This window comes from Dietzia sp. B32 (assembly GCF_024732245.1).
In the GTDB taxonomy this organism is placed as follows: Bacteria; Actinomycetota; Actinomycetes; order Mycobacteriales; family Mycobacteriaceae; genus Dietzia.
This window is the reverse complement of the sequence record NZ_CP093845.1, coordinates 43,097-63,132: the sequence shown is the minus strand read 5'-3', so window position 1 is coordinate 63,132 and position 20,036 is coordinate 43,097. Positions and strand designations below refer to the sequence as shown.

19 protein-coding genes are annotated in these 20,036 nt (G+C 70.9%); 7 read left to right on the top strand and 12 right to left on the bottom strand.

The window, feature by feature from the left end; genetic code table 11:
- Positions 1-2: 2 nt before the first annotated feature.
- The 5 genes from pstA to L8M95_RS00300 form a co-directional block, all read right to left on the bottom strand.
- A complete protein-coding gene (gene pstA / locus L8M95_RS00320; protein ID WP_260487374.1) occupies positions 3-917 on the bottom strand; it encodes a phosphate ABC transporter permease PstA in 915 nt (304 codons plus the stop codon).
- Positions 917-1,963 carry a phosphate ABC transporter permease subunit PstC gene (gene pstC / locus L8M95_RS00315; protein WP_260487371.1) on the bottom strand — a complete coding sequence of 349 codons (1,047 nt, stop codon included), beginning with the start codon at positions 1,961-1,963 and terminating at the stop codon, positions 917-919. The genes pstA and pstC overlap by 1 nt, the downstream gene beginning before the upstream one ends.
- A gap of 79 nt (positions 1,964-2,042) precedes the next feature.
- On the bottom strand, positions 2,043-3,152 hold the full coding sequence (pstS, locus tag L8M95_RS00310) for a phosphate ABC transporter substrate-binding protein PstS (RefSeq protein WP_260487369.1): 1,110 nt from the start codon (positions 3,150-3,152) through the stop codon (positions 2,043-2,045).
- Positions 3,153-3,402: 250 nt separating this feature from the next.
- The gene (gene mshD / locus L8M95_RS00305; protein WP_260487367.1) at positions 3,403-4,374 is read right to left on the bottom strand and encodes a mycothiol synthase; all 972 of its coding nucleotides are present in this window, start codon (positions 4,372-4,374) and stop codon (positions 3,403-3,405) included.
- Positions 4,371-5,060, bottom strand: a complete 690-nt coding sequence (locus L8M95_RS00300) for a response regulator transcription factor (protein ID WP_260487366.1) — start codon at positions 5,058-5,060, stop codon at positions 4,371-4,373. The genes mshD and L8M95_RS00300 overlap by 4 nt, the downstream gene beginning before the upstream one ends.
- Positions 5,061-5,142: 82 nt before the next feature.
- Between L8M95_RS00300 and L8M95_RS00295 the strand changes: the two genes are divergently transcribed.
- From L8M95_RS00295 to L8M95_RS00280, 4 genes are all read left to right on the top strand, one after another.
- Positions 5,143-5,883: a DUF2993 domain-containing protein gene (locus L8M95_RS00295; RefSeq protein WP_260487365.1), complete on the top strand. Its 741-nt coding sequence runs from the start codon at positions 5,143-5,145 to the stop codon at positions 5,881-5,883.
- A 10-nt stretch (positions 5,884-5,893) separates the two neighbouring features.
- Positions 5,894-6,724 (top strand): sulfurtransferase, encoded by an 831-nt coding sequence (locus tag L8M95_RS00290; protein WP_260487364.1) that lies wholly within the window; start codon positions 5,894-5,896, stop codon positions 6,722-6,724.
- A 48-nt stretch (positions 6,725-6,772) separates the two neighbouring features.
- On the top strand, positions 6,773-7,273 hold the full coding sequence (locus L8M95_RS00285) for a hypothetical protein (RefSeq protein WP_260487362.1): 501 nt from the start codon (positions 6,773-6,775) through the stop codon (positions 7,271-7,273).
- Positions 7,274-7,392: 119 nt separating this feature from the next.
- Positions 7,393-8,082: an FABP family protein gene (locus L8M95_RS00280; RefSeq protein ID WP_260487361.1), complete on the top strand. Its 690-nt coding sequence runs from the start codon at positions 7,393-7,395 to the stop codon at positions 8,080-8,082.
- A gap of 131 nt (positions 8,083-8,213) precedes the next feature.
- Here the strand turns inward: L8M95_RS00280 and L8M95_RS00275 are convergent, their stop codons facing one another.
- Positions 8,214-9,122, bottom strand: a complete 909-nt coding sequence (locus L8M95_RS00275) for an aminodeoxychorismate lyase (protein ID WP_260487360.1) — start codon at positions 9,120-9,122, stop codon at positions 8,214-8,216.
- 39 nt (positions 9,123-9,161) lie between these two features.
- On the opposite strand from L8M95_RS00275, the gene L8M95_RS00270 reads away from it, so the two are divergent.
- Together L8M95_RS00270 and L8M95_RS00265 are read left to right on the top strand one after the other, a co-directional pair.
- Positions 9,162-10,325 (top strand): folate-binding protein YgfZ, encoded by a 1,164-nt coding sequence (locus tag L8M95_RS00270; protein WP_260487359.1) that lies wholly within the window; start codon positions 9,162-9,164, stop codon positions 10,323-10,325.
- A 171-nt stretch (positions 10,326-10,496) separates the two neighbouring features.
- On the top strand, positions 10,497-10,682 hold the full coding sequence (locus L8M95_RS00265; protein WP_067712007.1) for a DUF3073 domain-containing protein: 186 nt from the start codon (positions 10,497-10,499) through the stop codon (positions 10,680-10,682).
- Positions 10,683-10,836: 154 nt separating this feature from the next.
- On the opposite strand, the gene purM is transcribed toward L8M95_RS00265, so the two are convergent.
- The 4 genes from purM to L8M95_RS00245 form a co-directional block, all read right to left on the bottom strand.
- Positions 10,837-11,919 (bottom strand): phosphoribosylformylglycinamidine cyclo-ligase, encoded by a 1,083-nt coding sequence (gene purM / locus L8M95_RS00260; protein WP_260487358.1) that lies wholly within the window; start codon positions 11,917-11,919, stop codon positions 10,837-10,839.
- Positions 11,920-11,958: 39 nt separating this feature from the next.
- Positions 11,959-13,590, bottom strand: coding sequence for an amidophosphoribosyltransferase (gene purF / locus L8M95_RS00255; RefSeq protein WP_260487357.1), 1,632 nt, complete (start codon positions 13,588-13,590; stop codon positions 11,959-11,961).
- A 170-nt stretch (positions 13,591-13,760) separates the two neighbouring features.
- Entirely contained in the window at positions 13,761-14,147 is a 387-nt protein-coding gene (locus L8M95_RS00250; protein WP_260487356.1) for a sterol carrier family protein, read from the bottom strand.
- Positions 14,144-15,700: an LssY C-terminal domain-containing protein gene (locus L8M95_RS00245; RefSeq protein WP_260487355.1), complete on the bottom strand. Its 1,557-nt coding sequence runs from the start codon at positions 15,698-15,700 to the stop codon at positions 14,144-14,146. Before L8M95_RS00245 ends, L8M95_RS00250 begins: the two co-directional genes overlap by 4 nt.
- 60 nt (positions 15,701-15,760) lie before the next feature.
- On the opposite strand from L8M95_RS00245, the gene L8M95_RS00240 reads away from it, so the two are divergent.
- Entirely contained in the window at positions 15,761-16,900 is a 1,140-nt protein-coding gene (locus tag L8M95_RS00240; RefSeq protein ID WP_260487354.1) for a hypothetical protein, read from the top strand.
- Positions 16,901-16,922: 22 nt separating this feature from the next.
- Here the strand turns inward: L8M95_RS00240 and L8M95_RS00235 are convergent, their stop codons facing one another.
- Positions 16,923-17,591 (bottom strand): YoaK family protein, encoded by a 669-nt coding sequence (locus L8M95_RS00235; protein ID WP_260487353.1) that lies wholly within the window; start codon positions 17,589-17,591, stop codon positions 16,923-16,925.
- A gap of 40 nt (positions 17,592-17,631) precedes the next feature.
- Positions 17,632-19,932: a phosphoribosylformylglycinamidine synthase subunit PurL gene (gene purL / locus L8M95_RS00230; protein WP_260487352.1), complete on the bottom strand. Its 2,301-nt coding sequence runs from the start codon at positions 19,930-19,932 to the stop codon at positions 17,632-17,634.
- Positions 19,933-20,036: the final 104 nt, after the last annotated feature.

The following is a 20,036-nucleotide window of genomic DNA, read 5'->3' as shown; positions in this document are numbered from 1 at the left end:
CCTTACTTGGTCTTGGGCGCGAGCGCCTTGGCGGCGAAGGTGGCGAGCACGTTCGCCAGCGCGATGATGATGATGAGGGTGAGCGCGGCACCCCAGATCCGGAACTGGCCGGCCTCGTTGGGGTTCGACAGCTGGTTGTAGATCAGCAACGGGAGCGAGGCCATGTTGCCCTCGAAGACGTCGTAGTTGTACCGCGCGGTGTACCCCACCAGGATCAGCACCGGCGCGGTCTCACCCATCACCCGGGCGAGGGCGAGGAAGATGCCGGAGATCATCCCCGACAGCGCCGTGGGGATGACGACGCTGACGATGGTCTTCCACTTGGGCACGCCGAGGGCGTAGGAGGCCTCGCGGAGCTCGTCCGGCACGAGCTTGAGCATCTCCTCGGTCGACCGCACGATCAGCGGCAGCATGAGCAGCACCAGCGCGAGGGACACCGCGAACGCGCTGAGATTGAACTTCAGCACCGAGACCCAGACGCCGAAGATGAAGATGGCCGCCACCACCGAGGGGACGCCGGCGAGCACGTCGACCATGAAGGTGGTGGGCTTGGCGACCCGCGACCCGGGGTACTCGATCAGCATGATGCCGGCCGCGACCCCGAGGGGGATCGAGATGACCGCCGCGATGGCGGCCTGGACGAGGCTGCCGTAGATCGCATGGCCCACACCGCCGGCCATCGAGGACGGGGCGACGAGGTTGAAGGAGTTGGTCCACCACGTCACGTCGAGGACCGCGGGCAGGCCCGAGGCGATCACCTTGTACAGCAGGGCGACCAGCGGGATGACGGCCAGAACGAAACACACCGTGAAGACCACGGTCGCCGCCTTGTCCTTGATCTTGCGGCTGGTGGAGATCGGGAGGAACGTCTCGGCCGGCTTGGCGGGTTTGGCGAGGTCGGGGGTTACCTGTGACATCAGCCGTTGACCTTTCCACCGGACACCGACCGCGCGATGAGGTTGACGATGAAGGTGAGGATGAAGAGCACGAGACCGGCCGCGATGTACGCGCCGGTCGGGAGCGGATGGTTGAACTCGGCGCTGCCGGAGGCGATCTTCGACGCGAACGTGAAACCTCCGTCGAAGAGGGACAGGGTGCTCGCCGAGCTCGCCGCGCGGAGGATGATCAGCACGGCCACCGTCTCGCCGAGGGCCCGGCCGAGGGCGAGCATCGAACCAGCGATCATCCCGGACTTGGCGTACGGGAAGCAGGTCAGTCGGATCTTCTCCCACTTGGTGGCGCCCAGCGCGAGGGCCGCCTCCTGGTGGAGGGACGGGGTCTGGCGGATGGTCTCGCGCGACATGGACGTGATGATCGGCAGGATCATGATGGCCAGGACGACGCCGGCGGTGAAGATGGTGCCGCCGCCCGCGATGGTGACGTTGCCGTCACCGAACAGGAAGATCCAACTGAGGTTCTCGTTCAGCCAGCCGGCGAACGGGACCATCCACGGTCCGAGGACGAGCAACCCCCACATGCCGTAGATGATCGACGGGACGGCGGCGAGCAGGTCGATGAGTGCCGACAGGGACCGGGAGAGCCGCGGCGGCGCGTACTGCACGAGGAACGTCGCGATGCCGATCGAGACGGGCACCGCCAGCACCAGTGCGAAGATCGAGCTCAGCACCGTGACCTTGAGTAGATCCAGGATGCCGAAGCGCATGTTCTGCGGGTCGGTGGTGTTCCACTCCGAGGACGTGAAGAAGTTGACGTTGTTCTGCAGGAGCGACGGTGTCGCCTGCATGACGAGGACGATCCCGATCAGCGCGATGAGCGCGACGATGACCCCGCCCGCCGCGACGGTGAGTCCGCGGAACAGGGAGTCGATCCTCTGGGACGACCGGGCGTCGTGCAGACCGCCCCCACCGCCGTCCGCGCCCGACACCCTTCCGGTGCCGTCTCTGGGATCACCGGACGTGGCGTTCTCGCCGGCGTCACGGTCGACGGATTCGTGAACTGTCATGAGACCTTCAGTCGCTCAGGTGGGAAAGGGTCGGTCACCGCGCCCGACCGTACAGGGACGGACGCGGTGACCGCGAATATCAGGAGATCTCGGAGATGGCCGTGAGGAGCTTCTCGCGGAAGGCGTCCGGCACGGGGATGTAGCCCTCGTCCTCGAGCTGGGCCTGGACGTCCTCCGCCACCGCGACACCCAGGAAGGACTTGACGGCCTCGGCCGTCTCCGGGTCGGCGTACGTCGAGCAGACGAGCTCGTAGGTGGGCATGATGATCGGGTAGGCGCCCGCGACCTCGGGGACGTAGAACGACGAGGTGTCGATCACCAGATCGTTGGAACCCTCGTTCTTCAGGGTGGCCGAGTCGATCGTGGTGCCGGCGGTCTCGGCGTTGAGCTCCACGCCCTCCGCGTCGGCCGGGGTGATGATCTTCACCATGCCGAGGTCCTGGTTCTTGGCGTACGACCACTCGGTGTAGGTGATCGTCCCGGGGGTCTGCGCGATGGCCGCGGAGACGCCCTCGTTGCCGCGGGAGCCCTCGCCCGTGCCCCCGTTGAAGGTCTTGCCGGCTCCCCCGGTCCACGACTCCGGGGCGGCCGCCTCGAGGTACTTCTGGAAGTTGTCGGTGGTGCCGGACTCGTCCGACCGGAAGATCACGGTGATGTCCTGATCGGGCAGCTCGGTGCCCTCGTTCTCCGCTGCGATGGCCGGGTCGTTCCAGTTGGTGATCTCACCGGAGAAGATCTTGGCGATGGTGTCGGCCGAGAGCGCAACCTCGACACCGTCGAGGTTGTAGGCGACAGCGATGGGTCCGAAGACGGCGGGCAGGTTCCATGCCGGACCCTCGCACCGCTCCTCGGCCTGGGTGTACTCGTCGTCCTTGAGCGGGGAGTCGGAGCCGCCGAAGTCGGTCTGGCCGCCGATGAACTCCTTGACTCCCGAACCGGAACCGTTCGAGTTGTAGTCCAGCGTCTGCCCCTCGCAGCTCATGCTGTACGAGTTGGCGAAGATCGTCATGGCGTTGTTCTGCGCGGACGACCCCGAGGAGTTCAGGCTGGCCTTGCCACCACACTCCGCGCCGGAGACGGCCTGGGCTGCCGTGTCGCCCCCGCCGGCGTTGTCATCCGAGCAGGCGGCCAGACCGAACGTCGTCAGGGTGGCCAGGCCGAGCAGGGCACCGGTGCGCTTGAGGTCCACAGATTCTCCTTGGTTCATCGGTGGAGGACTCCACCGTGTCACATAGTTGGTGACTCACGTCGCGAGGCCGGATCGACACACATCGACCCGACGACGAGAAAACCTAGGTCTCCGACGTGAACAACCCCGCGAAGGCAGGTGAACCCGAGGTGAACTCCCTGCTCGGAGCGTTAACCTCGGCTGCCCGACACCCCCTGCGCGCCCCCCACCTGGGGTTATCCTGGGATCGCAGGTCGGGACCGCCCGCGTCTCAGCGCGAGGAGTAGGTCACATCTCGGTGTTCGACAGCGAATCCGAGCCTCTCGTAGGTGCGGATCGCCGGTCGGTTGTCACCCTCCACGTAGAGGACGACCGACCCCGCCCGTGCCCGGCTCTCGAGGTGGTCGACCCCGATGGCCGTGAGCAGGCCGCCCAATCCGCGGCCCTGGTCGGCCGGGTCGACCGCGACCACGTAGACCTCCCCCTCGACCGGCTCCCCGGGTTCCGCGACGGTCTTGGTCCAGTGGAACCCCGCCAGCCGCGGGCGGTCGCCCGAGGTGTCCACCGCGAGGAAGACCGCCCCGGGGTCGACCCAGTCCACGGCGAGGCGGTCGTCGAGCTGTTCGCGCGTCCAGCCCCCCTGTTCCGGGTGCCACGAGAACGCGGCGTTGTTCACGCGGAGGAACTCTTCCCGGGCGTCCATCCCCGGCCACCGGACCCCACCCTCCGACTCGGCATCGGCGAGGGTGCCGGTCTCGATGCCCTCGGACGGGCGCGGGTCCGCGAGTGCCGGCCCGTTCGACGCCCGCCTCCGCATCTTGAGCAGTTCGCGGGTCCGCGCCAGCCCGAGACCCTCGGCCACCGCGCGGGCGGAGGGCAGGTCCCCGTGCGCCCACACCGCGGCGCCGGGCTCGGCCTCGAGAACCGCGCGGACGAGGGCGGTCCCGTGGCCCCTGCGACGGCGCGAGGGGTCCACGACGAGTTCCGCGGTCGCCTCGTCCCCCGTGCCGGTGAGCTGGGCGTAGCCGACGATCGAGGGAGCCGCGGCTCCGTGAACAGCGGCATCATCGTCCGCCTCGGGTTCGCTCGCCAGGAAGTGACGCACCTCGCCCGTGGTCCCCCGTAGGGCCCGCATCGGCTGCTCGCCGAGCGGTGCGACCCCGTCGACAGCCCCGGCCTGCCGTGCCATCGCCTCGATCATGTCGACCGCACCGGAGTCCATCACGCGTTCGGTGACCGTCATGCGTCCCCCCCGTCCTCCCGGCGGTCCGAGGGTCGGACCGCTTTGTACCCGACGTTACGGACGGTGCCGATGAGGGACTCGTGATCGGGACCGAGTTTCGCGCGAAGTCGCCGGACATGGACGTCGACGGTCCTGGTGCCACCGAAGAAGTCGTAGCCCCAGACCTCCTGGAGCAACTGTGCACGGGAGAACACCCGGCCGGGATGCTGGCAGAGGTGTTTGAGGAGTTCGAACTCCTTGTAGGTCAGGTCCAGGGGACGCCCCTTGACCCGGGCGACGTAGGTCTCCTCGTCGATCACCAGCTCACCGACCGTGAGGAGGCCGCCCTCGGCCTCACCCTGGGACGAATGCCGCGCGGCGGCGAGCCGGAACCTGGCGTCCACCTCCGCCGGACCGGTGGTCGGGAGGAGGATGTCGTCGAGACCCCAGTCCCCACTGACGGCGATCAGACCACCCTCGGAGACCACGGCGATGACTGCGAGGTCTCCCCCGCCGGACAACAGTCTGCACAGTGCACGCGACGCCGCGAGATCACTCCGCGCGTCGACCAGGGCGAGCGCCGCCCCGGAGAGATCCCCGAGCGAGGACGCCAGCGGGGGGAGCACCCGCACCGAGTGCGGTAGGAGAGGCAGTGCGGGGATGACCGCCTCAGGGTCTGCTTCAGCAGCGAGGAGCACTACGTCCATGTCGCTTCCTCTCCGTCCGGGGGCCGAGACGATACTAGCGACCCGCACCCCCGAAACGGGGATTGGAGTACACCTGAAACCCATGAGAGCCCCCCGCCCCGTCGTCATCGCGGCCGCTGCCCTGGCCCTCGTGGCCGGCGGCGCCTTCACCGCGGAGGCCGTGTCGGCCTCGCGGATCGAAGCCGCTCTGTCCGACCGGATCGCCCGGGGGATCCCCCTCAGCGGGCCGCCCTCGGTGAAGATCGGCGGGGTCCCCGGATCCCGGTGGTCGGGGCCGGACACCCTCACCTCGGTGGCGATCCGGGTCGAGGGGGTCGACCGTCCCGGACTCGGTCCCGTCGCGGTCGAGGCCATGGCCACCGACGTCTCGGTGCCACCGGACCGGAGCGGACCCCTGACGTCCGGAGCGGTGACGGTCTCGGTACAGATGACCGGCGACTCGCTGGGCCCGGCCCTGGGTATGCGGGACGTGCTGGTCGGTGCGGCCGATGATCCGAGTCTCGCCGGGGGCACCGAGAACCGGGCCCGCGTCACCGGGACACTCGAGGGGACCGACGTCCGTGTCTCGGCGTTCGTCGACCTCGTCGTCGACGACCTCGGGGCCCACCTCGTCCCCGTCGCACCCGCGACCGGACCGGCTGGTTTCCCCGACGGCGATGGCGCACTGGCCATGCGCCGCACCGCACTGACGTTGGAACCGGACGTCCTCCCGCTGGGCGTGGCCGTCGAGTCCCTCGACGTCAGGGGTGGCACCATCACCGCCACCGGCCGGGGCGGACCCGGCACCGCGCCGCTGGGCGGCCTCGCCCGGCCCGACCTCTAGACTCGGGTTCATGAGTCGCGACGACGTACTGGTCAGCACCCGCTGGGCCGCCTCGCGCCTGGCCGACGACTCGGTGGTCTTCCTCGAGGTCGACGAGGACGTGACGGCTTACCACACCGACGGGCACATCCCCGGGGCCGTCGCGCTGAACTGGCGCACCGAGCTGCAGCAGGAGTACACCCGCGACCTCGTCGACCGCGAGCGGTTCGGTGAGCTCATGTCGGGACGGGGCATCACCCGCGAGCACACCGTGGTCGTCTACGGCGGCAACCACAACTGGTTCGCCGCGTACGCGTACTGGTACCTCCGGCTGTACGGGCACCCCGACGTGCGACTGCTGGACGGTGGCCGTATGCGCTGGGAACGGGACGGCCTGCCCCTGGAGACGGAGCTGCCGCAGCGCCCGGTGACCGAGTACGACGCCGAGCCCCAGGACCTGTCGATCCGGGCGTTCCGCGACGACGTCCTCGCGGGCCTCGGCAGAGACGCGCTCGTGGACGTCCGATCGGTCGACGAGTTCACCGGCCGTCTCGCCGCCCCGGCCGGCCTGCCCCAGGAGGGTGGACGCCAGCGCGGGCACATCCCGGGCGCCGTGAGCATCCCGTGGAACCGGGCGGTCACCCGCGACGGAACGTTCCGCTCGGACGCCGAGTTGCGGGAGATCTACGCCGACCTCCTCGGCTCCCCCGACCGCCGTGTCGTCGCCTACTGCCGGATCGGCGAGAGGTCCAGCCACACCTGGTTCGTCCTCCACGAACTCCTCGATCAACCGAATGTCGTCAACTACGACGGCAGCTGGGTGGAGTACGGCTCGCTCATCGGGGTCCCGGTCGAGAGGTGAGCCGCGTGTTCACCCCGTCGGCCGTCGGAACTGACTAATCTCGAACCCATGTCTCTGCTGTCGCGTGCGCTCGGCATGGCCGGGCGGGCCTCCGTGGTCGCCGTCGGCGCCTCGGTCGCCTCCGCCGTCATCGTGGGAATCGATCAACGCCGTGGGGCGACCCCGGCCGTGCCCGATCATCCCGGCCCCTACTCCCCGGAGGAGCGTGAGGCCGCCGTCCGGATGTACCTCACGGCTCTCACGGTCCCGGCCGCCGCATTCCGCGTGCCGTTCGCGAAGGACTGTGTCCGGCGCGAGAACGGACTGAAGACCGGGTTCGGGGCGGACCAGCTCCGGTGGGATCTGCACCTGCACCTCCAGTACTCGGTGATCCGCGAGGTGCGCGACATCGTCATCACGGTCGACCCCCCGGAACGTGAGGGTGTCGTCCACGCGGACTTCACGCTCGCCACCGTGCTGGGTGCCCGCGCGAGGGTCAGCGAGGACTTCGTCGTACCTCCCGAGGACTGCCTCATCCACTCGATCGAGGCCCGCATCTCACTGGGCTGAGTGGCTCGGGGTTAGGATTGAGCCATGGTGCTCTTCTTCGAGATTCTCCTCGTCCTCTGCACGCTGGCCATCCTGTGGGCCACCTGCTACATCGTGTACCGCACGGTCACCGACGAGTCGTGACGGAAAGCGGCCAGCCGAACGCCGGTGACCCCACGCCGCCCACCCCCGAGGGGGACCGCGGCGAGGCGGTAGTGCGCGGATCCGGGAACGCGGCCGTCGACGCCGCGGCGGAGCGGTCGGCGGAGACCGCCCGACGCAATATCCCCGCGTTCTCCGAACTCCCGGTTCCCGAGGACACGGCCAACCTGCGCTTCGGCCCCGACCTGCATCCCGGCCTGCTCGCCCTGCTTCCCCTCGTGGGCGTGTGGGAGGGCGAGGGCGAGGCGGACACCGAGGACCGCGGCCAGCACCGGTTCGGCCAACAGGTCGTCGTGGCCCACGACGGCGAGAACTACCTGAGCTGGACATCGCGCGCCTGGACCTTCGACTCCGGCGGCACCGTGGACGACGCGGCCTACCGAGAGGCGGGGTTCTGGCGGATCTCCGAGGACGATCAACTCGAGTTCCTCGTCGCGCACGCCTCCGGCGTCATCGAGATGTACTACGGAGCGCCGATCACCCAGTCCGCCTGGGAGATGGCCACCGACGTGGTCCTGTCCTCCCCCACCGGACCCAGACGGGGCGGCGCCAAGCGCATCTACGGGATCGTCGAGGACGGCGACCTCGGCTGGGTCGAGGAGCGCGTCCACCCGGAGAAGGGACTCGTGCCCCACATGTCCGCGCGCCTGCGCCGGGTCGCCGGCTGACGCGGCCCCCTGCCCGGTCCGCTGCGCCGACCCGGGAACCACCGCCTTACCGACAGGGCGGTGGTTCCCTGGTCGGTGTGGCGGATTTTCTCGTTCCGGGGGGTCGAGCTCGTTCCGGGGGGTCGGATCCGTCAGGTTCGGCCGACTGCGCGGTCGACCATGCCCGCGACGTCGATCCCCGGGGCTGCGGTCGGCAGTGTGACGTCATCGATCCTGCGGACCCTCGCGCACAGGGTCACCGAGGACAGCAGCCACACGGCGTCCGCTGCCAGCAGATCGGTGAGCAGTAGTCGCTCGCGGCGCACCGGCACCCCCTCACGCTCGGCGATCTCGGTCATGGCAGCCAGGGTGGTGCCCTCGAGGATCCCGACCTCCGCCGGGGGGCTCAGCAGCTCGCCACCCCGGGCGATCACCACGGTGGACCGGGGCCCCTCCAACACCTCGCCGTCGGAGGACAGGTAGACGACGTCGTCGAACCCCGCAGCCGCGGCGTGCCGCAGTGCCGCCATATTGCTCGCGTACGACAGGGTCTTGGATCCGAGCAACAACCACGGGGCGGACCCGGCGACGTCCGCCGCGTACCCCCGACCGAGGGCCGTCACCGCGATGCCCTCGGCCCGCGACCGGAGCGCTACGCCGCTGACGGGTGCCACCGTGATGTAGGCGGTCTCCTGCCCGCCGCGCTCGGGCCCACGTGACAACACCAGCCGGAGCATCGCCTCGGAGTCCGGCCCCCACCGGCTCGCCGCCAGGTCGATCGCCGCCAGCCACTGCTCCGGGGACGGGCCGGTCAGCCCCAACGCGCCCGCCGACCTCGCGAGTCGCGCGAGGTGTCGCTCCGGTTTGGCGGGGCGGCCGCCCACCAGCAGGAGCGTCTCGAAGCAACCGTCGCCGCGGACGGCGGCCAGGTCGTCGGCCAACAACAGCGGTTGATCGGACGGGTGGACCCGGGGTCGCGGCCCCTCGGGCCCGCCCGCGACGAGCACGACCACCCGTGCGTCATCGGGTCGATCGGCTCCCGTTCCCAGTCCTGTGCCCATGCCGCCCAACACTACGGCGGGATACGTAGACTCGCGTCCGTGACCGACCCAGTTGTGCCCGAGCGGACCGACAGCGGCTACCGCAGCCCGATCCTGAACCGCCCCGGAGCAGTAGACGAGGCCGACACCTCCCCCGACGTCGGGGTGCCGTTCCACTACGGCGACCCCTTCGGCGAGCAGCGCGCTGCCGACTCCGGCTTCGTGGTCGTCGACCGCTCGCACCGGGATGTCCTGACCATCGGTGGCGGGGAGCGGCTGACCTGGCTCGAGGGCTTCGTCTCCCAGCACGTGTCCGAGATTCCGGACGGCGGCGGCGCGGAGACACTGATCCTGGACGCGAACGGGCGGGTGGAACACCACGCGGTCCTGGCCGATGTGGCGGGCACGCTCGTCGTGGACACCGAACCCGGCCGCGGTGCGGCCCTGCTGCAGTTCCTCACCAAGATGGTGTTCTGGGCCGACGCCACCCCGGAGACGGCCGAACTCGCGGTCATCACCCTCACCGGCGCCACCCTGCCCGCCTCCCTCGCGGCCCCGGACGGCACCGAGGTGGCCCTGCCCGCCGGGGACTACGCCAGCGCCGCGCTGCCGGGGGGCGGCGTGGCCCGGCGGATGCCCTGGCCCCTGGCCGGGTCGATCGATCTGGTGGTCCCCCGTTCCGGACTGACCGCGTGGTTCGACGCGGCGGTCGCGGCGGGTGCACGCCCGGCGGGGTCGTGGGCGTTCGAGGCGATGCGTGCGGCCGGGACGACCCCGCTGCGTGGTCGCCTCGGGGTGGACACGGACGAGAAGACCATCCCCCACGAGGTGCCCACCTGGATCGGCGCGGTCGCCCAGCTCGGCGCCGTGCACCTGGACAAGGGCTGCTACCGGGGCCAGGAGACGGTGTCCCGCGTCCACAACCTCGGACGGTCGCCCCGGGTACTCGTGCGACTCCAGCTGGACGGCTCCGGCAGCGACGAACTACCCGTGCCCGGAACCGAGGTCAGCTCCGGTGGACGGACCGTCGGACGCGTCGGAACGGTGGTCCAGCACCACGAGGACGGCCCGGTGGCGCTCGCCCTGCTCAAGCGGTCGGTCCCCCTCGACGCCGCTCTCGAGATCGACGGGGTCCTCGCCGCCGTCGATCCGGACAGCGTCCCGCAGGAGACCGGGACGCAGGCCGGGCGAGAGGCCGTCCGCCGGCTCCGCGGTCAGGTCTGACGCACCCCCGCAGGGGCGGGATCACCCCCGCGGGTCACTACCGGAGGCGACTCCCCGACACCCGGGCGGACATTCCGCGCCGGGCACGCTATCCTGTGGACAGGCAGATACTCACACTTGCAATGGGCACCCCCGAGGTGGCCCAGCACCGTTTCCGAGGGGGTCAGGTCAATGGGCCGAGGCCGCGCGAAGGCGAAGCAGACCAAGGTCGCTCGCGAACTGAAGTACAACACTCCGCAGACGGACCTAGAACGTCTCCAGCAGGAGTTGTCGGGTGGAGGGTCGCCCACGCGACTCAGCACCGACGAGGACGACGACCCCTACGGGTCGTGGTCCGACGGCGACACCAGGTACTGACACACCCCCCGCTCCGGTAGGAGCCACGAGGGCCGGGCATCCCCGAGAGGGTGCCCGGCCCTCGTACGTCATACGAGCGTGGGACACAGTAAGAGACAGCGACCCGGCCGGAACTGCCCCGGCCGGGTCGCTGTCGTCTGCGCGCTGCGCGCGTCTAGAACCGGGCGTGTGACCCCTCGAGCGTCACCCGCGGGGCGTCGACGTCCTCGCTGGCCTTCTCCACGCGACCGATCACCCAGTTCTCGACGTGGCGGGCGGTGAGGACCGCCTGGGCGCGGTCCACGTCCTCCTCGGGCAGGACGGCGACCATCCCGACACCCATGTTGAACGTGCGCTCCATCTCGGCCTGCTCGACGCGGCCGTGGTGGGCGATGGTGTTGAAGACCGCGGGGACGGACCACCGGCCCCGGTCGAGCCGGGCGACCAGGCCCCGGGGCATCACCCGGGCGAGGTTCTCGGCGAGCCCGCCACCGGTGACGTGACTGAAGACCCGGACGTCGGTCTCCGCGATGAGGCTGAGGCAGTCGAGCGCGTAGATGCGCGTCGGCTCGAGCAACTCCTCACCCAGGGTCCGTCCGAACTCCTCGACGTGTCCTTCGAGCGGGAGTCGGGCGAGCTCGAGGAGCACGTGGCGGGCCAGGGAGTAGCCGTTGGAGTGCAGCCCCGACGAGGCCATACCGATGATCACGTCGCCGGGACGGACGTTCTCGGCCTGGAGGATCTCGTCGGCCTCGACGATCCCCACGCCGGTGGCGGAGATGTCGTACTCCCCCGGAGCCATGAGCCCCGGGTGCTCAGCGGTCTCCCCGCCCAGCAGCGCACATCCGGCCTGGACGCAGCCTTCGGCGATCCCCTCGACGATGTCCGCGACATGCTCGGGGACGACCTTGCCGATGGCGATGTAGTCCTGGAGGAACAGCGGCTCGGCACCGCACACCACGAGGTCGTCGACGACCATCGCGACGAGGTCGATACCGACCGTGTTGTGGACGTCCATCGCCTGCGCGACGGCGATCTTGGTGCCGACGCCGTCCGTGGACGAGGCGAGCAGCGGCTGCCGGTAGGTGTTCTTCAGCGAGAACAGGCCGGCGAAACCACCGAGGCCCCCCATCACCTCCGGCCGGGTCGCCCGCTTGGCGTGGGGGGCGAACAGCTCCACCGCGCGCTCGCCGGCGTCGATGTCGACGCCGGCGGCGGCGTACGAGGCGCCGGTCGGGTGGTGTGAGTTGTCGGTCATGTGGTGTCTCCTCGTCGGTGCCCCTGGTCGGGCGCCTGTTCAGGGTCGGCGGACAGGGTCCCCGCTGTCACTGCGGACCGGGAAGCGATCGGCCTCGAGGCCGTCGACCTCGGCAGCCAGCGCGCGGACGGCCGCGCTCATGGGTGAGTCGTCGGGCAGCTCGATGGGATAGTGACCGTCGAAGCAGGCCGCGCACAGTTCGTCGGGCCGTTGGCCACTGGCCTCGATCATCCCCTCGACGGAGACGTAACCGAGGCTGTCTGCGCCGATGGCACGGCGGACCCCCTCGAGCATCCCGTCGGAGGCGTCGACGCCGTTGGCGATGAGTTCGGCGGGACTGGCGAAGTCGATCCCGTAGAAGCAGGGCCAGCGCACCGGCGGAGAGGCGATCCGGACGTGCACCTCGCGGGCTCCGGCCTCGTACAACATGCGGACCAGGGCCCGCTGGGTGTTCCCGCGCACGATCGAGTCGTCCACCACCACGAGCCGCTGCCCGCGGATAACCTCGCGCAACGGATTGAGTTTGAGGCGGATGCCCAGTTGACGGATGGTCTGGCTGGGCTGGATGAACGTGCGGCCCACGTAGGCGTTCTTCGTCAGCCCCTGGGCGAACGGGATCCCGGACTCCTGGGCGTAGCCGACCGCGGCCGGGGTGCCGGACTCGGGGACCGGGATCACCAGGTCGCCCTCGGCGGGGTGTTCGCGGGCCAGGCGGCGCCCGATCTCGACCCGCGCCGAATTGACCAGGCGCTGGTTGATCACCGAATCGGGACGGGCGAGGTAAACGTACTCGAACACGCACGTCTTGGGAGTCGGGGGCGAGAGCTTGCGGGACCGCACGCCGTCGGCGTCGATCGCGATGAGTTCGCCGGGCTCGATGTCGCGGACAAACGAGGCCCCGACGATGTCCAGGGCGGACGTCTCGGACGACACGACCCAGCCACGCTCGAGACGTCCGAGCGCCAGCGGGCGCACGCCGTGCGGGTCGCGGGCCGCGTAGAGCGTGTTCTCGTCGGAGAAGGTGAGGCAGTAGGCCCCGCGCAGTCGGGGCAGCAGACGGGCCGCGGCCTCCTCCAGTCCCCCGTCACGCGCCTCGTGGGCGAGGAGGGTCGAGACGATGTCGGAGTCCGAGTGGGTGCTCTCCTCCGAATACCCACCGATCCCCAGGTCCGTCGCGTGCCGCTTGAGCTCCTGCGTGTTGACCAGGTTGCCGTTGTGCCCGAGCACCAGGGAACCGCCGTCGGTCGTGGGCCTGAACATCGGCTGGGCGTTGTCCCAGCTCGCCGCGCCCGTGGTCGAGTAGCGGCAGTGCCCGATCGCCACGTGACCGTGCATCGATTCGAGCGTCTGCTCGTCGAAGACCTGGCTGACCAGGCCGAGGTCCTTGTAGACCAGGACCTGCTCGCCGTCCGCGACGGCGATACCGGCGGCCTCCTGACCGCGGTGCTGCAGCGCGTACAGGCCGTAGTAGGTGAGCTTGGCGACGTCCTCGCCGGGGGCCCACACGCCGAAGACTCCGCACTCCTCGACCGGGCCGATGCGCTCGGCGTCGACGGGCAGGCCCGCGGGCCCGGGAACGGACGGGTCCGGCAGCCCCAGCCCCACGGCGGACCCGCCACCGGTACGGCGGAGTGATCCGGACGGTGCCGGTCGTGACGACGTGCTCTCCACCTGCTGGTGCTCCCTCGCGGCTTTCGGGGCGGTCCGCCCGGACGGACCCCGGCGGTGCGCCTGCAAGTCTACGGTCACCGACCCCCGTGACCCCAAAGGCCGGTGCGCGGACCCCTCCATCGGGCGGGACCCCACACCGTTCCTCCCGCCGGGAGACACCCCCGCGCCGTTCACGCGGGTCGGATGACCGGCAACCCTGCGGCGACCGCCGCCGCGCGGGTGCCCGAGGCCCGCACCCGGCCCTCTCTCACCGCGGCGTCCCAGCCGATCCGGCCCGTCGCCAGCTCCAGCCAGGTGCGGGGGTCCGTCTCGACGACGTTGGGTGGGCTGCCCCGGGTGTGCCGCGGCCCCTCCACACACTGCGCCGCGGCGAACGGCGGAACACGGACCTCGACGGAACGCCCCGGCAGCTCGGCCGCGAGGACCTCCACGGTGCCGCGGACCGCCGCCGCCAGCGCCGACCGACCGGGTTCGGCAGCCGTCTCGTCGTCGTCGAGCCACGGCGTCACCGCCTCGACGGCCGCGCGCACCGCCGCGGCGTCGGGGACGCGGCTCACGTCGGGTCCCCCGAGCCGGCGGGGATCGACGCCGCAGCGTGTGTGGCCGCACGCGCCGGCGCCACGGCGTCCGGGGCCCCGCCGGCCGGCAGTTCCCGCACCCCGGTGCGCGCACCACGCCGACGGTCACGCCGGTCCTGGGCGGTGCGCCGACTCCACGTCCGCGAGGCCATGCTCGTGAGCAGCAGCATGATGAGGACGTTGACGGCCAGGACGGGATACCCGCCGAGGAACGTGTCCTGCTCGGCATCGGTGGTCAACCGCCCGTACTCGGTGGAGAGCGTGCTCACCCACGTCAGCGCCAGGAGCCACACGCGCGGTCTGGCGTATCCGCGGTAGGTGAGCAGTGCCAGCACGCCCATCGCGCCGTAGGTCGCGCCGATGAACAGCGCGAGGGCGATGATGGCGGGCACCAGCTCGGACTGCTGCAGCCCGGCGAACTCCTCCAGGTCCGCCCCGCCCACCAGATCGCGCAGTGCCAGCACGGTCAGAACGAGGACGCTGAGCCCGACGAGGGCGCACCCCGCGGTGAGCGCCGCCGGTCGCGGCAGGTGCCCGGGGTCGGGTGCGACGTCGTCGGCCGGCCGGTCCGGATCCCCCGAGGCCACGCCCCCCTCGGCGTCCGGGTCGTCGAAGCCGCGAGCCGCGCGCACCACGCCGGGCGGTAGGTCGGCCGCCGACGCCTCGGGGACCGGCACGCACCGCAGGTCCACCACGGGCAGGTCTCCATCGGTACGGATCGCGTCGCCGCCGCCGTTGCGGGAGTGGTAACCGGTCGAGAAGTTCTCCAGCACCCGGACCCCCACAGCCGGCATGTGGTACTGGATGGAGTCCACGATGTAGTCGCGCTCGACGTCGATGTCCGCGTCGATCTTGTGGGTCACCTGGAGGGTGAACAGCGACAGGCCCACCGCGCGGTCGTAGGTGCCGGCGCCGAGCCACTGGACACGGTGCCCGCCGGGCAGGAGCCAGCCGTCCGGACAGCGCCAGAAGCGCACGTGGTGGCGCTGGGCCGCGTTGCCCTCCACCTCCTGCTGGTAGGCGAGGCACTGCCGCCGACCGAAGAGCTTCAGCGGGCTGACCGGGGCCGACGGGTAGGACCGGCGCAGCACCGAGGAGACGATGATGCCCCAGGATGAGCGCACCGTGATGTCGTCGGCCAGCACCCAGCCGCAGGCGGTCATGGCCTCGTGGATCTGACGGGCGGTGCCGTCGACGGCCAGGTTGACCGGGTCCCCCAACAGCCCGTCGGAGGTGCGGGTGCGCGCGATGAAGTACCCGGGGACGTACACCGCCGTGATGAGCGTCTGCAGGCGCGGCAGGACCAGGTAGGCGACCAGCGCCCAGAACGGGATGAGCAGGAGCAGGTGCCACCAGGTGTGGTGCCAGACGTCGGCCAGCAGTCGCCACCCCAGCCAGCACGCCGACAGTGTCGCGAGCGCGAAGAACACGGTGTCCACCGCGAGGCCGGGCAGGACGGGGCGCACCGTGTCGTCGCGGACCTTGGACGGCGGGCTGACGTAGACGGGCGCCGCGCGCTCGCTGGTGGACATGGTTCGACGATAGCCTCCGGTCCGACCCTCGCGGACCGCGATCACTGCGAGAATGTGCGCGTGCCCACGCCCGATCCCACCCCCGCGAGCAGCCTGCCCGCCCACGAGGACCACCTGCGCGCCCTGGGCCTGCCGCTCATGATCGCCCCCGCCACGCGGCGGCGGGAACTGCTCGCCCGGTCCGCCGGCGTCAGCGCCGGTCTCGCGGTGGCCTGCACCGGGATCTCGGCCGTGGACCGCTCGAACGACCACATGATCGCCCTGCTCGAGCGGCTCGGCCCGGACGCGGACCCCGAGCTGATCGACGTCCCCGCGCCGATCGTCGGGTTGCTCGTGCTCGCGATCGCGCTGTGGGTCGCCGCCCCGCTCGTGGGATGGCTGGTCTCGAAGACCGCCCGTCGCGCGCACCCGGCGGTCGGCTCGGTGCTCGGTCTCGTCGCACTGGCCGCCCTCGTCGTCGTCCCCCACCTCGCCTTCGACCCCCACGACGGCCCCACGCACCGCACCACCGCCCTGCTGGCGGCGGGCGTCCTGGCGGGGACCTACACGGGGCTCGGCTCGTTGGTCCGGTGGTCGGCGCGCCGCGTGCGACGCGAGTTGACCACCATGGGACCGATGGTGGCGCGGGTGCTGCCGATCCTCATGTTGGCCGTGCTGTTCCTGTTCTTCAGCGTGGAGATCTGGCAGATCATGGTGGAGCTGTCCTGGCCGCGGACGTTCGCCGTGCTCGGTGTGATGGTGGGGCTCACCGTGCTCCTGGTGGGCATCTCCACCCGGGACGACATCCTCCACGACCTGCGCGGCCGGGAACCGGAGCAGCTCCTGCGCCGCGCCGAGCGGGTCAACCTCGTGCTGGTGCCGGTGCTGGCCACCCTCATCCAGGCGGCGCTCTTCGCCTCCCTCGTGTTCCTGTTCTTCGTGACCCTCGGGTGGATCGCCATCCCCGAGATCACCGAGACGCGGTGGACGCTGCGTCCCCCGGACGAGCCGGGCGGGCTCCTGTCCGGGTTGCCCGTCAGCGTCACCCTCGTGCGCGTGTCGTTGATGCTGGCGACGTTCTCCGCGCTCAACCTGGCCGCCGCGGCGGCGTCCGATGCCGCGCACAAGGAACGGTTCGTGCGACCGATGCTCGACGAGGTGGTCCGTGGCCTCGCCGCGCGGGAGGCCTATCTGGGGGCACGACGACGAGCACATCCATGAGGCCCGGGGCCCTGGCGGGCCGTCAGGGGGTGCGGTAGTCCCGGGCCCGCAACAGGACGGTCACGACCGCCGCGCCGATCACGACCACAGCGGCCAGCGACAGTGCGTCGGCCCCCATGACGGCGTGCAGCGACGCTCCGGCGACACCACCCAGGACGAGTGCGGACCACAGGGCCACCTGCTGGCGGTACGGGGCCCAGGACCCCCCGGCCAGCGCATCGACCAGGCGGTGGGCCGACTTCACCACCGCGCCCGTCATGTACGTCACGCCGAGCGAGACCTCGCCGCGTGAGTGGAAGACGGAGTTCATGGCACCCATCGACGCGGCCGCCGCGGCGACCGACACCGGGGCCCCCAGCACCGCGGCCGTGGTCACCCGGTGCAGAGCGAGGGAAACCAGCAGCAGGACCGCGACCAGGGACAGGACCGCGGGGCGGTCGTCGAGGTTGCGGCGACGGGTGACCACGGCTCCGCCGACCGCACCGAGGAAGAAGGAGACCAGCACGACCGCGGCGATGCCGGCGCCGCCCAGGTCACCGCCCGAGAGGTCGACGACCATGCGGGTGGAGTTCCCGCTCATGAAGGACACGAAGTAGCCGCCCACCACGAGGAACCCCACGGCGTCGACGAACCCGGCGGTGGCGGCGAGCACCACCGCGAGGACCCGTTCACGCTTGCGCAGGTCGCGCATCCGCCCGCCTACCCCCGATCCGGCCGCCTACCGCACCGACTCAGACCGGGTCGACCCCGAACAGCGCCGGGAGCGTCCCCTCGTGGGCGTCGCGGAGTTCGTCGATCGTCAAGGTGAACTGGCCCTGCACCTCGAACGTGCCCGACTCGGGGTCGGTGACACCGACGCGGGTGTGCGGGATGTTCTGCGCGGTGAGCATCTGCTGGAAGCGGATCTCCTCGCCGCGGGGCACGGAGACGATCACGCGCCCGGCGGACTCGGAGAACAACCAGACGAACGGGTCGGCGTCGGACGGCAGCACGACGCGGATGCCGCACTCCCCCGCCAGCGCCGACTCGACGAGCGCCTGGGCGAGCCCGCCCTCGGACAGGTCGTGGGCACCGGTGATGAGGCCGTCCTTGGAGCTGGTCGCCATGATGCGGGCCAGCGTGGCCTCCCACTTCAGGTCCACGGTCGGGGGCAGCCCACCGAGATGGTCGTGGGCGACCTGGGCCCAGATGGAACCGTCGAGCTCGTCGCGGGTCTCGCCGAGCAGGTAGATGCTCTCGCCGGGGGTGTCACCGAAGGCCGTCGGCGTGCGGCGGGCCACGTCGTCGATCACGCCCAGCACGCCCACGACGGGCGTCGGCAGGATCGGGGTGGAACCGGTCTGGTTGTAGAACGAGACGTTGCCGCCGGTGACGGGGATACCGAGCTCGGCACAGCCGTCCGCGAGACCGTGGACGGCCTCGCGGAACTGCCACATCACGCCCGGGTCCTCGGGGGAGCCGAAGTTCAGGCAGTTGGTCACCGCGACCGGGGTGGCACCGGTGACGGCGACATTGCGGTACGCCTCCGCCAGGGCCAGCCGGGCACCGGTGTACGGGTCGAGCTTGGTGTAGCGCCCCGACGCGTCGGTCGACAGCGCGATGCCGCGGCCGGACTCCTCGTCGATGCGCAGGACTCCGCCGTCGGCGTTCTCCGCGAGGATCGTGTTGCCGCGGACGTACCGGTCGTACTGCTCGGTGATGAACTTGCGCGAGCACAGGGCCGGGCTGGAGATCATGTCCAGCAGGGTCTGGCGCAACTCGTCGCCGGTGGCCGGGCGGGCCAGGTCCGCGGTGGTGTCGGCCTGCAGGGCGTCCTGGTCGGCGGGCCGCTCGAGGGGGCGCTCGTAGACCGGCCCCTCGTCGGCCAGCGACTCCGGCGGGGCGTCCACCACGGTCTCCCCGCGGAACTCGATGGTGAGCCGGTCGCCGTCGGTGACCTCGCCGATGTCGGCGGCCAACACGTCCCAGCGGCGGCACACCTCCATGAAGGCCTCGACGTTCTCCGGCGTCACCACGGCGCACATGCGCTCCTGCGACTCACTGGAGAGGATCTCGGCGGCGGACATGCCCTCCGCGCGCAGCGGGACGTTGTCGAGCACGATGTGCATGCCGCCGTCGCCGGCCGCGGCCAGCTCGGAGGTGGCGCACGCCAGGCCGGCACCGCCGAGGTCCTGGATGCCCACGACCAGCTCGTCGCGGTACAGCTCGAGGCAGCACTCGATGAGGACCTTCTCCATGAACGGGTCGCCCACCTGGACGCTGGGGAGCTTGCGCGGCTTGACCGGCGCGCCGTTCTCGTCCACATCGAAGGTCTCGGACGCCAGCACGGACACGCCACCGATCCCGTCGAGGCCGGTGCGGGCACCGAACAGGATGATCCTGTTGCCCGTGCCGGAGGCGAACGCCAGGTGCAGGTCCTCCACGCGCATGACGCCCGCACCGAGGGCGTTGACCAGCGGGTTGGCGGCGTAGGACTCGTCGAACACCGTCTCACCACCGATGTTGGGCAGGCCCAGGCAGTTGCCGTACCCGCCGACGCCCGCCACGACACCGGGGAGCACGCGGTGCGTGTCGTCGGCGTCGGCGGGGCCGAAGCGAAGCTGGTCCATCACGGCCACCGGCCGCGCACCCATCGCCATGATGTCGCGGATGATCCCGCCGACACCGGTCGCGGCGCCCTGGTAGGGCTCGATGTACGAGGGGTGGTTGTGGGACTCGACCTTGAACGTCACTGCCCAGCCGCCGCCGATGTCCACGACGCCGGCGTTCTCACCGATGCCGGCGAGCATGGACGAGCGCATCTCGTCGGTGGTGGTCTCCCCGAAGTACTTCAGGTGCACCTTGGACGACTTGTAGGAGCAGTGCTCCGACCACATGACGGAGTACATCGCCAGTTCGGCGTCCGTGGGGCGGCGCCCCAGGATCTCGCGGATGCGGGCGTACTCGTCCTCCTTGAGTCCGAGTTCCGCCCACGGCTGGGCGAGGTCGGGGGTGTCGGAGGCGTGCGAGATGGAGTCCACGTGAGAGGTCACGGGGCCGAGTCTAGTCGGCCCCCACCCGGTGGCGAATCCACGCCCGCGCCGCCACCTCGAGCGGGGTCGTGCGGCGCCCCTCCGGCGCTCCCGTGACGTCCCCC

What these genes read in the sequence shown, in the direction of transcription:
- L8M95_RS00300 (WP_260487366.1), bottom strand. Translation starts at nt 5,060, where the DNA reads ATGGACGTAGTGCTCCTCGCTGCTGAAGCAGACCCTGAGGCGGTCATC.
- L8M95_RS00235 (WP_260487353.1), bottom strand. Translation starts at nt 17,591, where the DNA reads ATGCGCGACCTGCGCAAGCGTGAACGGGTCCTCGCGGTGGTGCTCGCC.
- pstC (WP_260487371.1), bottom strand. Translation starts at nt 1,963, where the DNA reads ATGACAGTTCACGAATCCGTCGACCGTGACGCCGGCGAGAACGCCACG.
- L8M95_RS00285 (WP_260487362.1), top strand. Translation starts at nt 6,773, where the DNA reads ATGTCTCTGCTGTCGCGTGCGCTCGGCATGGCCGGGCGGGCCTCCGTG.
- L8M95_RS00295 (WP_260487365.1), top strand. Translation starts at nt 5,143, where the DNA reads ATGAGAGCCCCCCGCCCCGTCGTCATCGCGGCCGCTGCCCTGGCCCTC.
- L8M95_RS00290 (WP_260487364.1), top strand. Translation starts at nt 5,894, where the DNA reads ATGAGTCGCGACGACGTACTGGTCAGCACCCGCTGGGCCGCCTCGCGC.
- L8M95_RS00245 (WP_260487355.1), bottom strand. Translation starts at nt 15,700, where the DNA reads ATGTCCACCAGCGAGCGCGCGGCGCCCGTCTACGTCAGCCCGCCGTCC.
- purM (WP_260487358.1), bottom strand. Translation starts at nt 11,919, where the DNA reads ATGACCGACAACTCACACCACCCGACCGGCGCCTCGTACGCCGCCGCC.
- L8M95_RS00265 (WP_067712007.1), top strand. Translation starts at nt 10,497, where the DNA reads ATGGGCCGAGGCCGCGCGAAGGCGAAGCAGACCAAGGTCGCTCGCGAA.
- mshD (WP_260487367.1), bottom strand. Translation starts at nt 4,374, where the DNA reads ATGACGGTCACCGAACGCGTGATGGACTCCGGTGCGGTCGACATGATC.
- L8M95_RS00275 (WP_260487360.1), bottom strand. Translation starts at nt 9,122, where the DNA reads ATGGGCACAGGACTGGGAACGGGAGCCGATCGACCCGATGACGCACGG.
- pstA (WP_260487374.1), bottom strand. Translation starts at nt 917, where the DNA reads ATGTCACAGGTAACCCCCGACCTCGCCAAACCCGCCAAGCCGGCCGAG.